The organism is Rouxiella silvae (genome assembly GCF_002093625.1).
GTDB lineage: Bacteria > Pseudomonadota > Gammaproteobacteria > Enterobacterales > Enterobacteriaceae > Rouxiella > Rouxiella silvae.
The window spans coordinates 1-11,694 of record NZ_MRWD01000094.1 but is presented as its reverse complement, the minus strand read 5'-3'; the positions used below and the strand labels follow the sequence as shown (position 1 = coordinate 11,694).

10 protein-coding genes and 2 pseudogenes are annotated in these 11,694 nt (G+C 45.5%); 7 read left to right on the top strand and 5 right to left on the bottom strand.

The genetic code is table 11. From position 1 onward, the window contains the following. On the top strand, window positions 1-311 hold a 311-nt coding region (locus tag BS639_RS25075; protein WP_206601180.1), incomplete at its 5' end, for a hypothetical protein. Between the two features lie 115 nt (window positions 312-426). Here BS639_RS25075 and BS639_RS25025 read toward each other — a convergent pair. Continuing rightward, window positions 427-605 (bottom strand): annotated as a pseudogene (locus BS639_RS25025) (IS3 family transposase); the annotation flags it as partial. On the opposite strand from BS639_RS25025, the pseudogene BS639_RS23770 reads away from it, so the two are divergent. Then, window positions 601-777, top strand: a pseudogene (locus tag BS639_RS23770) (IS3 family transposase); the annotation flags it as partial. The pseudogenes BS639_RS25025 and BS639_RS23770 sit on opposite strands and share 5 nt — an antisense overlap. A 336-nt stretch (window positions 778-1,113) precedes the next feature. Next, window positions 1,114-3,906: a M66 family metalloprotease gene (locus tag BS639_RS23765; RefSeq protein WP_084984533.1), complete on the top strand. Its 2,793-nt coding sequence runs from the start codon at window positions 1,114-1,116 to the stop codon at window positions 3,904-3,906. A gap of 264 nt (window positions 3,907-4,170) precedes the next feature. Here BS639_RS23765 and BS639_RS23760 read toward each other — a convergent pair whose 3' ends face one another. Further along, a complete protein-coding gene (locus BS639_RS23760; RefSeq protein ID WP_084984532.1) occupies window positions 4,171-5,076 on the bottom strand; it encodes a LysR family transcriptional regulator in 906 nt (301 codons plus the stop codon). A 136-nt stretch (window positions 5,077-5,212) separates the two neighbouring features. Between BS639_RS23760 and BS639_RS23755 the strand changes: the two genes are divergently transcribed. The 3 genes from BS639_RS23755 to BS639_RS23745 all read left to right on the top strand — a co-directional run bounded on the left by BS639_RS23755 (window position 5,213) and on the right by BS639_RS23745 (window position 7,296). Next, window positions 5,213-5,785: a flavodoxin family protein gene (locus tag BS639_RS23755; RefSeq protein ID WP_206601181.1), complete on the top strand. Its 573-nt coding sequence runs from the start codon at window positions 5,213-5,215 to the stop codon at window positions 5,783-5,785. A gap of 65 nt (window positions 5,786-5,850) precedes the next feature. Then, window positions 5,851-6,900: an aldo/keto reductase gene (locus tag BS639_RS23750; protein ID WP_084984530.1), complete on the top strand. Its 1,050-nt coding sequence runs from the start codon at window positions 5,851-5,853 to the stop codon at window positions 6,898-6,900. A 105-nt stretch (window positions 6,901-7,005) separates the two neighbouring features. Continuing rightward, entirely contained in the window at window positions 7,006-7,296 is a 291-nt protein-coding gene (locus BS639_RS23745) for a DUF1330 domain-containing protein (RefSeq protein WP_084984529.1), read from the top strand. Between the two features lie 260 nt (window positions 7,297-7,556). Here the strand turns inward: BS639_RS23745 and BS639_RS23740 are convergent, their stop codons facing one another. Together BS639_RS23740 and BS639_RS23735 are read right to left on the bottom strand one after the other, a co-directional pair. Continuing rightward, on the bottom strand, window positions 7,557-8,717 hold the full coding sequence (locus BS639_RS23740; protein ID WP_084984528.1) for an IS30 family transposase: 1,161 nt from the start codon (window positions 8,715-8,717) through the stop codon (window positions 7,557-7,559). Window positions 8,718-8,932: 215 nt separating this feature from the next. Beyond that, window positions 8,933-9,613: a DUF5677 domain-containing protein gene (locus BS639_RS23735; RefSeq protein ID WP_084984527.1), complete on the bottom strand. Its 681-nt coding sequence runs from the start codon at window positions 9,611-9,613 to the stop codon at window positions 8,933-8,935. 526 nt (window positions 9,614-10,139) lie between these two features. Between BS639_RS23735 and BS639_RS23730 the strand changes: the two genes are divergently transcribed. Further along, window positions 10,140-10,982 carry a TIR domain-containing protein gene (locus BS639_RS23730; RefSeq protein WP_084984526.1) on the top strand — a complete coding sequence of 281 codons (843 nt, stop codon included), beginning with the start codon at window positions 10,140-10,142 and terminating at the stop codon, window positions 10,980-10,982. A 278-nt stretch (window positions 10,983-11,260) separates the two neighbouring features. On the opposite strand, the gene BS639_RS23725 is transcribed toward BS639_RS23730, so the two are convergent. Next, on the bottom strand, window positions 11,261-11,650 hold the full coding sequence (locus tag BS639_RS23725) for a GNAT family N-acetyltransferase (protein ID WP_233427752.1): 390 nt from the start codon (window positions 11,648-11,650) through the stop codon (window positions 11,261-11,263). Window positions 11,651-11,694: the final 44 nt, after the last annotated feature.

The window sequence follows — 11,694 nt, the reverse complement described above, 5'->3', positions numbered from 1 at the left end:
CCTTATTAACTGTATTTATACCTTTTAAATATAGCGATCTTGAACGAAAGCTTTATGTGGCATTTGGCGTATTTTCTTTCTATGGAATGATTGCGACAAGTTTGATTTTCTACTTTAGACGGAGATTAGGCCACCGGGTGTGGATTTTCAGCCACAGATTCCTTGCACCGGCTGTCTATATATTCGGTGTTTGGCATACTATTGCATATGGTTCCGATTCATTTTTATATGGGACAGTAAGCCTGATCGTTATTGCATCTCAAATTCCATTAATTATTCTTTTGTCAAGACGTCTGCTCCCATTAAAATGATTAAATAAAATCATGCCATATAGCTAATCCTGCAAAAAATATATAATAAAATGTTCTTTGCCATAAGAAATTTTTTATTCATCAGTTCGCGTTTCAGTAGCTGGAAAAGCCATTACGCAACCGCGTTGTTGTGGCAGTTACCGCGACAATTCATGCTGCCTTCCAGACCCTGTGGTTTCAAGATCGATTGCCACTCATCGCTGTGTAGTGACTGCCTTGATCACAGTAAACCAGCACCTGTTTTTGAGAATTACACCGTCACACCGCCATCAGTATTGCATTCAGGAGTGAATCGGTGCCGGTAACAGATTACATAAATTTCAGTGATGCTGCCCATACAATAGCAGACTATATCGTTGGATATTACAGCGCGCTCATGCCGCAAGAATATAACGGCGGGTTACTACTAAACGAATCAGAAAATCGATACTGGAAAAACTCTAGCGCGGTGGCCAGTTTTTGTTGATCACTACAGATCAGTATTAAGACTCTGGTCACTCCAAATCTGACTCGTAACCGTCCTGGAGAATAGGGCCGGATCAGTGCAAACAGTCCCCTCAGTCGAACTCGCACCCACGGTAAAGACGTTGTTACTCGCCGTTTCACTCGGTTTGAGCGATTTTTTCTTATTTCCCAAGAAGAAAAAGAATTTTCTTTATATCAGTAAGTGGATTCTCATTCAGCCAAAGTAAATTCTATTCAGTTAGTTAATTCATCTTATGTAGAAGCAGAAATACTCAATGTTACGAAAAGATACAACAAGTTACATTTGTGGGACGTTGATAATTTAGAGATATCTGATATGAAACTAACCCATTTAGCTGTGGCGATTGCTCTTGCATCTGTTCCTGTAATCTTCTCTAACCATGTATATGCAAGCGTTAATGTCTTTCTTGATGAAAACACCTTAAAAAACGATGTTGAAGGGGCGCTTTCTGGCAGTGTAAAGTTTGCCCAAACCCATACTATTGATGCCAGTGGTAACAGTGCGCAAGAAATGCCAAGACTCACTAGTACTCGTGACACATTGGTGATGTTTATTCCCCAGCAACAAAATCTGAAGAAAATTACGTTGCGTGCGTATGACAAAAGTGACGCCTTACTGGGTAGCCTAGTGATGAACGTACCGGATCAGTTACCAAAATCTGACCGCCCCGCTAACAGCAAAAATCCGGATGTGATTTACAGTGATAAAGCGTGGAGTCAGAGACTCCCTGCTGACTGGGTGCAACCGGGTTTATCCCTGGAGTTTTCTTCTGATAATGGGCATTCCGGCACGCTAAAAAAAATCGATATCGGTGGTGAAACGCAGGTTGTTTTACAAAATATCCGTATCGGTATGCTAACTGCTCCTGGACCACTGGAAAAAAATCCATTTGAAAAAGAATCGAAAAAAATGGCCCGAGACTATTTCCAGAAAATCCCGGTTTCCCAGTTAATTGTTGGCAACTACTCTCCACTTAATTTAAAAGAAATTGTTTTATCCACTGGGAAAAAATATACGTTACAAAGTGAAGATGAAGGCGGCGTTTACGATGGTGATATGCGGGAAAATATTGGTAAAGGTATTATCTCCATGGGTATTGATAATGCCAATTTTGGTATTAACTCTTCGCCAGGCGAAAAACAGTGGCAACCAGCCCTTTTCCATCAGGTCGCTGTTCATCAGTCCTGGGGACAATACCGTAACGGCAGGGTCCAACATGGATTAAGCGGCGGTAACGGCATGGCTACGTTGTACGATACCGTGGGCAATGAGTTCAGTCACGAAGTCGGACATGGTTATGACATGGGGCACTATCCGGGGGGCGGGAAGTACGCCACTCACAATCAGAACTCTGGTTGGGGATGGGACGGAAATCAAAACCGGTTTATTGCCAATTTTTTCTGGGATAAGGGTGGAGATGAGGTTACAGATGGGCATGTCACCCCGCCTTTTAAAGGAATTTATCGTTTCAACAGTGACACGATGGGCGGTGGTGAAGCCAGTTCCCCGCTTTCTCACTACACCCTCCATACCGGCTATACGCAAAAACGCATTCAGAAATGGCTGGAGTCAACAGCGGTCATTACGCCAACCTCCGCTTCTGGTTATTTGAAGTGGGATGAAAACCAACAGAAAATGGTTGAAGCGAATGATTCCCCGCGTCGCAAACCGTCGGCATTTGGGGTTCCTGTGACAACGCTGGTTGGTTTCTATGATCCGCGCAGTGAACTGGAAAGTTATATCTATCCGGCCTTACACGGCAGTTATGGTTATGCTTATCAGCCAGAACCGATCAAAGCGGGGCAATGTTGGGCAGACGTTACTTACCGTGACGGTGAATCCGAGAAATTTGCGCTAGAGGGGATCCGTCTGGAATCTAGCCATATGAATAAATTCCACATCAATGTGCCTAGCAGCAAGCACCCTGAATCCATCCATATTGCCTGCCCATCTAAAAACATGGAGGAAATGTATACCCAGTGGAAGCTGAAAAAACTCGGTGTAGATAAATTTTACCTCTGGGGCCCAGACAAAAACGAAAAACTGGGGTCCGTCTACCACTATGAGCAATATCAATATTATTTCAAACTAAAAAGTAAGCCTTTCTGGTACTTCCCTACGGCAAAAGAGGACAATCAGTATTGGACTTATTTAACCGATGAGAAAACACTTAAGGCTGAATATGATAGCCAGCTCTCTTTGCTAAACGCAGACTATTTTGGTGAGAATGTGTTAGCAGAGCGCGGTATTGACACCGCCAGCATTGCCCCAATGCCTGCTGCAACAGTAGGACATCTTTTTGAAAAAAACGCGGCACAAGCGCCAGTTGCCGTAGCCGGGGACGATTTTACCGTCACCCCAACCACAGACGCATCACGTGCTTACGATTTGGATGCCAGCGCCAGCCAGCATGCGGTGTCGTATAAGTGGACCATCCTGAAAGGGGCGGGCACCTTCTGGTTACAGGAAAAACACGCAGGTCCATGGGTCAGGGAAGTGAAGAGTGCCAAAGCACGTGCACTGATCCCATCTAATACTACCGGTGAAGTGACCTATCTGCTCACCGTAACGGGTAAAGATGGTAAAACAGCCAGCAGCGAGATCACCGTCACGGTGAAGAAAAGTGAACAAGTGAATCACGATCAGGCATTCCTGGACAGCCTGAACCTGCGCATGGCTTCTCAGGATAAAGATGCTAGCGTTCTCTTTACCGGGAATATCGACGTGGGTACTCAGCCCACCAGTAAACCGGGCTACGTCTGGACACTGCCAGCCGGTGCCAGCGGTACAAACGGCGGTAAACCTGAGCAATCTTTCAGCATCATGAAAACCGACCGGATTCAAACGCTGAGCGCCAGCGTGCAGGCCACCGCAGGTAAAGTTTCCCGTACTCTGCAACATACGATTATCGTTCCTGCCAAACAGGAGAGCAGCATACCGGCCTGGGATGGCTCAAAAACCTACGACAAACCCTGTGTCAAAGTAAGGCATAACGGCAAGGTATGGCTGAATGGTTGGTGGACCAAGGGCGAGAATCCGAATAACAGTGGCCAGTGGGGCGTATGGCGTGAAGAAGGAAATAGCGATATGCATGGATCTTGTAAATAAAAAACCTGTTTACGATTTTGTGTTATTGCCATTTTATTTAAAGGTGGCCGTCAATACGGCCACCGCAGCGTTTTCACCAAGAATGCTGTCGGCTAAATCATCATTATTCAGCAGTAAATCAAGAATACGGTTGCGGACTTCTCATGGTATCTGGTGGTGTGATCCGTGCCAGAGCGGATATGGCCAACACCACGGTCTGTTAATCAATGGGAGCAGGTAAATACGTAGGCTTTCACCTTATCCGTTTTCTAATTCACTAAGACATTAGTCAAAATAAGGTTTCAACACTTCTTCAGTCCAATTCATAAAAGCCCTCACTCGTTGCGACAAATTGCGCCTGTGCGCGACAACGAAAGATGCATTTAGCGGCATGGGCCGCAGATTGGGAAGGATTTCAATCAATGCGCCACGTTGTATATGGGGTAGGAGTGCGGAATAACCTCCCTGAATTAACCCCAATCCCGCGAGTCCTGCTTCATGGTAGGCCGGTACGCTATTGACCGTCATCGTGCCGGGTAACATCAGCGACTTGTAGTCATCACCTGACGGATATTCCCATCCGTCAGGTTTAGCGCCAAAATTCCGCATGTAATGCACCATCCTGTGCCCCTGATTAAGAAGATCCTCAATCGTCTGCGGCACACCGAAGCGTTTCAGATAGCCAGGACTCGCCGCATTGATCATCCGTAATTTTCCCAGCGGTCGGGCAATCAGGGATTCATCAACAATAGGTCCGAGACGAATTACGCAATCAAATCCTTCCAATACCAGATCAACTCGACGGTCAGTACTCGAAAGCTCAAGTTCGAATTCCGGGTGAGCGTCCAGTAGTTGTGGTAGTGCGGGAATAACAACGCTCTGTGCCAGAATAGCCGGCATATCAACGCGTAAACGCCCTCGCAGTGACATTCCGCCAGGTGAAAACATTGACTGCAGTTCGTCTGCTTCCGCCAGCAGGTCTCGTGCACGCGAATAAAAAATACGGCCATCTTCGGTCAACTGCACGGTCCGCGTGGTGCGGTGCAATAGTGTAGCGCCTACGTCATGTTCGAGCTCGCGCACGACCATTGAAGCACGTCCTTTCTGAATACCAAGGCTTTCAGCTGCCTGGGTAAAGCTCTTCATCTCTGCCACTCGCGCGAAAATAATCAGTGCCTCAAGGTCTTTCATTGTTCCTCTTTAAGATAACAGTGTGTTAATTTTCAGGGTATTTATAGCTACTGTAATACTTAATAGACTGTCTTCATACCGCGTTATCCGGCGCAGACACTTGCTGAAGGCAATTATCATGACTCAACCCTTTTCAATGATTAAATCTGTAGTCGTCTATCACTCTGGCTATGGGCATACAGAACGGATGGCGGCCGCTGTCGCTGAAGGTGCCAGCGCTACGCTCGTGGCTATCGATTCAGAAGGAAACATTTCTGTAGACGAATGGGCAAATCTCAACGCGGCAGACGTGATTTTGTTCGGTTCGCCAACGTACATGGGGGGACCGAGCTGGCAGTTCAAAAAATTTGCCGACGCCTCGTCAAAACCCTGGTTTGAGGGCAAACGGGTAAACAAGATTTTCGGCGGCTTTACTAACAGCGCGAGCATTAATGGCGACAAGCTGAATACGCTGGCCTATTTCTTTTTGCTGGCCGGTCAGCACGGCGGTATCTGGGTCAACATGGATATTAAGTCCTCGAATACCAAGGCCTCTTTACGTGATGATCTGAATCGGATGGGCTCAAATATCGGTGCCATGGCACAAACCCCTGCCGATGCTTCCCCTGAAGAAATGTCATCAGGTGATCTCGAAACGGCACGCCTGTATGGCGCACGTGTCGTAAATATTGCCTCCCAGTTCCAACCTATGAATTCAAAGAGTCGTTGAATTACCTCACGTACACATCCTGTGTCTACAAGCGGTATCACGGGTGAAGAGGAAAAGTAAATCAAATGAAATATAAGCAACTTGGGCGTACAGGTTTGTTTGTTTCAGAAATGTGTCTCGGCACAATGACGTTGGGCGGCAACTCGGATGCTGGCATGTGGTCGTCTATTGGCGCAGTAGAACAGAATGAAGCAAATCAGATTATCGCGCGAGCACTTGCCGGCGGGATTAACTTTATCGATACCGCTGATATTTATTCCTTTGGTCAGTCTGAACGTATTACAGGTGTCGCACTAAAAGAGCTCGGTGTTGCACGCAACGACATTGTTCTTGCCACAAAAACAGGTGGGGTGATGGGGCCTGGGCCTAACGCACAGGGAGCATCACGCGGGCATATTATGGATTCGGTACAGAGAAGTTTGGAAAGACTTCGGGTCGATCATATTGATTTGTACCAGATTCATGCGAGCGATCCGGTCACGCCCGTTGAGGAAACGCTGCGCGCGCTTGACGATCTCACACGGCAAGGACTGGTTCGTTATGTCGGTGTAGCTAACTGGGCCGCAGGTAAGCTCGGTAAAGCGCTTGGCCTGAGTGAGGCACGAAATACAACACGTTTTGAGACACTTCAGGCTTATTACTCTATTGCCGGGCGTGATGTGGAGCGGGAATTAGTGCCCCTGATCCGGGAGGAAAAGATGGGCCTCCTTGTCTGGTCGCCTCTTGCCGGCGGATTATTGTCCGGAAAATTCGGACCCGATTCATCTGCACAGGCGGATGCACGCCGTAGTAAATTCGATTTTCCACCCGTCGATCGCGAACACGCTTGGCAATGCGTTGCCGAAATGCGCGCTATTGCAGAAGAACACCGCGTATCGGTCAGTCAGATAGCGCTTGCATGGCTACTGGCCAGACCCTATGTCACCAGCGTCATAATCGGCGTAAAGCGTATCGAGCAGCTCGACGACAACATCGGCGCAGCCGATATCATTCTGACAGCAGAGGAACGGGGGCGATTGGATGAGGTAAGCGCTTTGCCTCCTTATTATCCAGGATGGATGATTGAGCATCAGAACGCCGCTCGCCGCCAAGCATCCTCCCGAGCTCAAAACTGAATGAGATAAAAACGTTGTAAATACCCCCGATCCCGCTGCTTGCATGTTTGCCTGCAGAACTGCATTGCGCTGGAATAAACCACGTCTGACAAAAGAGATAAAGAAATGAATAAAGGTTATTTAATTGCGCATGTCACTGTATCGAACGCTATTGCCTACGCCGAATATGCTAAGGCTGCCGGAGAAGCAATGCAGGCGTTCAGTCCTAAGGTTATTGCCTGGTCTGGGCAGTATGAAAACCTTGAGGGAGAATCCCATGAAAGGCATATTGTTTTTGAGTTTGCTTCTTTTGCCGAGGCAAAACGTTTTTATGAGAGTCCTCAATATCAGGCAGCCAGAGCAATACGTGCAGGTGCTGCGACCGGAACTTTTGTGCTGGTTGAAGGTGCAGCTTAATTTTTGGCGTAATGCTTGATTATAACGTCACTGCTCTGGCACGGAGGTCTGTCTGATGACAGACCTCCGTGCCAGATATAATGTTCATTGGGGCATCACAGGAATGTTATGAAAGGAAACAGCCCCAATATTTGCTACCTGCTGTGGATGAAGCCTGAATTAAGCAACGAACTTCGTTTGGGCGGAAAAAAATATTAGGAGGATTTTGAATAGCACAAATATTATGCGTTGAATCAGAACGTCCGTTCTTCGCTGTGAGTTCAACCAATGGACGCAACACACTTATTGAACCGCTCTGCGGGTGATTCATAGTCTAGCGTTTTTCTTGGCCTATCGTTGAGCTGCCTGGCAACACTGTCTAGTCTTTGCTGGCTGTGAACCGATAAGTCAGTTCCTTTTGGAAAATATTGTCTGAGCAATCTGTTTGTATTTTCATTGGAGCCGCGTTGCCAGGGGGATTGAGGATCGCAGAAGTAAACCTGGATATCTGTGGCTACAGTAAACCGGGTGTGGCTGGTCATTTCAGCGCCCCGGTCCCATGTTAATGTTTTATAAAGCTCAGCAGGTAATTCCCGGGCTTGTTTGATGAGTGCAGATATAACCGTTATGGTCTTGTTGTCCCTGATCTTGGCCAGCATAACAAAACGGGAATGACGTTCTACGAGGGTGACGATATAGGAGTTTTTAGAGCCCTGGATCAGGTCACCTTCCCAGTGACCGGGTATGGCTCTGTCAGCGGCTTCAGGTGGTCTTTCGCTGATAGAGATCGTATCCCGGATTGACCCTAATCCTTTCCCTTTAAGCGATGATGTTCTGGATCTACGCACGACTCTTCCGCTTCTGAGGCATTGCTGCAGCTCTTTTTTTAATGCACCCCGGGTTTGTATAAAAAGCGTTTTATATATCGTTTCGTGTGACACATGCATTTCCTGATTATCCGGATAACAGCGTTTCAGCCAACCGGCGATTTGTTCCGGCGACCAGTCCTGATGCATCTTCTCTGCGATGATTTTACACAGTGTGGGTCTTTCAATTAGCTTGCAAGGTTTTGGTCTCAGAGCATTTTCCCACGCAGCAGTATCCGCTTTTGATGCACGGTATTGATTTGCACCACCGTGCCTCTTTATCTCCCGGCTAATCGTTGAGGGGGCTCTCGATAGTTTGTTTGCGATCGCCCTGATGCTGATTTTTGCTACCAGCGCTCTGGATATTTCCTCTCTTTCATCAAGTGAAAGCGCTAACGGATGCCGCTTTCGGACAGGGGGGCGGTATCCACCAGTCTGGTGGATAGTGGGCATAATAGAAGAATGATATCTGTCGAACATTCTGGCGATATCATGCAGGGAATCACCTTGCTTATATCTGTCCCAGATAATCGCCTTCTGCTCTGGCGTGTAGTTAATCCGAGTTCTTCGTTTCATGGCAACGCCCCCCTTGATTAAGGATAGCGTTGCATCGACCCGTTGAACTCACAGCTCAAAGCAGACGTACGGCTCAGTTGGCTGTCCGCCTCGTGCCAAGAGCAGACATTGCTAACATCAAGGCACACTGTTCTATGGGAAGCAGGTCATTCATAGCATACAAAGAAGAAATGAAAATATTTTTCAAATAAAAAGCCCATTGCAGAGCTTAGGCCTTACTCTTTACCGCGTTTGGTCATCTCATTTGCTAACTGTAAAGACCAATAATGTTGATTCTTTGCATCTAATATGAAGTTTAGTGCTCTCGCACATTGTAGCTGAGCGGACTCATAAGCATTAATATTACCAACTGAAGTAGGAACTAAGTGGGTTTCAGGTGTGTAGTATTGGTAGATGCTCGTTTGTGAAGGATGAACATATTCGCTAAGTATGTCATACGTCAGTTCAAAATTGCTTTCCCTCTGATTAGTCTGCTTCATCTCATCTTCATAGAGATCGCGTAAAGCATCCATCACATGCCGACTGACAGCAAGTAGGTTTTCAAAACGATATTTAGCCTCTTCAGTAAACATGTAGTCGTTCGGGTCAAATACTCCTTTCTGAATCTTATCTTGCTCTGACTTTTTAAATCGGGAACTATTCGTAAAGTCCAAGATGACTTTGAGGGCTTGATCTACACTTTCGTGGCCACTTTGGTTAGTCAAAATTTTCTCCACTTTATTGTTTAAGAGTCGTGAGAAAGCATGTGTTTCAATCATCCCCCGGCTAACAATACAAGCGGTTTGGTATCGTTCATTTTCGAGGAGGAAAAGCCCATCATCGAAGATATCTATCTGCCTGTTCATGAGTAAATTGGCGTAGTTAGCGAGATGCAGTCCACGATCAGGATTATGCATCTTTTAGACAACTATACCGTTAACCTTGTTCAGCGCAGCTCTGGCGGCTTTTGCCTCATTCAGGCTCTGTTCTATAAGTTCTTTATACATACTGTGTTTCCTTACGGGAGAATATGTATCAACGAGTAATCATTCCGCCTTTTGTCAGCTTCTTAATCTGTTATTTTGATAGCAAGGTATCATGTTGAAGTTAGCCATACCAAGCTCTGCTGATTATCGGTAAACCCAAAGTCTATACTTCGCTCAAAGCTGTCCTTGGGCCTGACCTACGGCAGCTTCGTGCCAGAAGCGGACATTACTGAGATCAATGTGTGCTACTAAACGGGTACAGCTCACTGATTTAATGTTCGCCATCTTCAGTAACGGTCTTGTAGAGCTCTCTTTAGAGGCGAGTTAACTTGTGTTGAAATGTATGGTTTTAGACGACCATCTGCATCTAATTGTTTTCCTAGTGGTATTGTAGTAAACATAAAGATGTTCTGCTTTACTCCGACCATCGTTTTTGAAATGATAAGGGTGTGTAATTATGAGTTATTATCATATTGTTGTTGAAACCATTGACAGAGATGCAAATAAAAAATTTATAAAGCTGATAGAGTATGATAGAAAAGACTTAGAGGAAATCAAGTCTGAAGTAGTAAACCCATACTCTAAAAAAGAAGAGATTTATATTGATGGTGCATATCTAAAACCTGGTAATATTCGCTCACTTAAAATCAAAAAATCAGAAGTGAGCTCTGCCGAACTGACCACTAAAGCAAACAATGACATCCCAGATGGTTTTATTACGTTTATTACTAATCAAAATGTAATTTCAGGTGATGGATATACCACAGATATAACCAGGGATTTAATCAGGGAAGCCACTGAAAAAAATTCCACCTATTCTAGAGAAGCTGCTGTTACTTTGAGCTCTCATGCTGACAACAAAAAGGTTTTCGTGGTACACGGGCAGGATAATGCAATCAAGTCTGAGATGGCTAGGTTCCTTGATAAAGCGGGTCTGAAACCCATCATATTGCACGAGCAGGCAAGTTCAAGTAATACAATAATTGAGAAAATAGAAGCACATAGTGATATCGGTTATGCGGTAGTGCTTTATACCCCCTGCGATATAGGTGCAAAAAAAGTTGATAACCCTGAATTCAAATCAAGAGCAAGGCAGAATGTAGTATTTGAGCATGGTTATTTTATTGGTCGCTTAGGTAGGTCCAGAGTTTCTGCTTTGTTAGTGGAAGGAGTAGAGACTCCTAATGATATTAGTGGTGTCGTATATATTGATTTAGATACACGGGGTGCGTGGAAAATTGACCTGGTTAAAGAGTTGAAAGCCGCAGGATACAATATTAATCCTGAAGCATTCATGTAATTTATTATCTGATTCTCAGTTAACTAAACCTGTAAAAATTTGGCGAGCATTGCATTAATAATAATGTTAGCCTTTTTATATAATCACTTATTGACTGTGACCTATTCCTTGTTGGTTAAAACATAGGAATGAGATTAATACCCATAACAGAGATGATAATACTTGAGTACTTCCGTTCTTCGCTCATAGTTGCTCTTGATACTTTAACGGATAGGTCTGAGTAGCAACGTACCTTAAAGATTCAAGAAATCTTTGTTTCGGGGTCAGTTATGTAACCGCTACAATTTTTTGCTCATAAACACGGTCTTTCCACCCATGAATTGTTCTCGTCTATCGATTTCATATCCTAGCGCCGCATATAACGTAATGTTCGCCTCGAATGCTTCGTTCGTCTGCAGGCGAATTTCCCCAATCTCCGCTTGAGCTGCTTTACTTTCAACATGCGAAAGCAATATCCGGCCAATTCCAATTCCTTGCCGGAGAGGATGTACCGCAACATTTTCTATCCAAAGATGATCAGCATGGAGCCGTATTTCGATGAGGCCGACGGCATCCCCTGCGATAATGGCTAGGTAAATGTCATGCTCACGTACGGCTTTATTAAAATCGGCCGTCATCGGAGTCGGTTCACGACCAATTGTAAGCACACCCGTTTTAGTTCCACGCACTTTTTGAGATTTCCGTATTTTCGGCCATCAGCCTGTACTCTTCC

Bases quoted from the DNA above. Each gene is read 5' to 3' on its own strand.
- BS639_RS23765 (WP_084984533.1), top strand. From the start codon at position 1,114: ATGAAACTAACCCATTTAGCTGTGGCGATTGCTCTTGCATCTGTTCCT.
- BS639_RS23755 (WP_206601181.1), top strand. From the start codon at position 5,213: ATGATTAAATCTGTAGTCGTCTATCACTCTGGCTATGGGCATACAGAA.
- BS639_RS23745 (WP_084984529.1), top strand. From the start codon at position 7,006: ATGAATAAAGGTTATTTAATTGCGCATGTCACTGTATCGAACGCTATT.
- BS639_RS23730 (WP_084984526.1), top strand. From the start codon at position 10,140: ATGAGTTATTATCATATTGTTGTTGAAACCATTGACAGAGATGCAAAT.
- BS639_RS23760 (WP_084984532.1), bottom strand. From the start codon at position 5,076: ATGAAAGACCTTGAGGCACTGATTATTTTCGCGCGAGTGGCAGAGATG.
- BS639_RS23740 (WP_084984528.1), bottom strand. From the start codon at position 8,717: ATGAAACGAAGAACTCGGATTAACTACACGCCAGAGCAGAAGGCGATT.
- BS639_RS23735 (WP_084984527.1), bottom strand. From the start codon at position 9,613: ATGCATAATCCTGATCGTGGACTGCATCTCGCTAACTACGCCAATTTA.
- BS639_RS23750 (WP_084984530.1), top strand. From the start codon at position 5,851: ATGAAATATAAGCAACTTGGGCGTACAGGTTTGTTTGTTTCAGAAATG.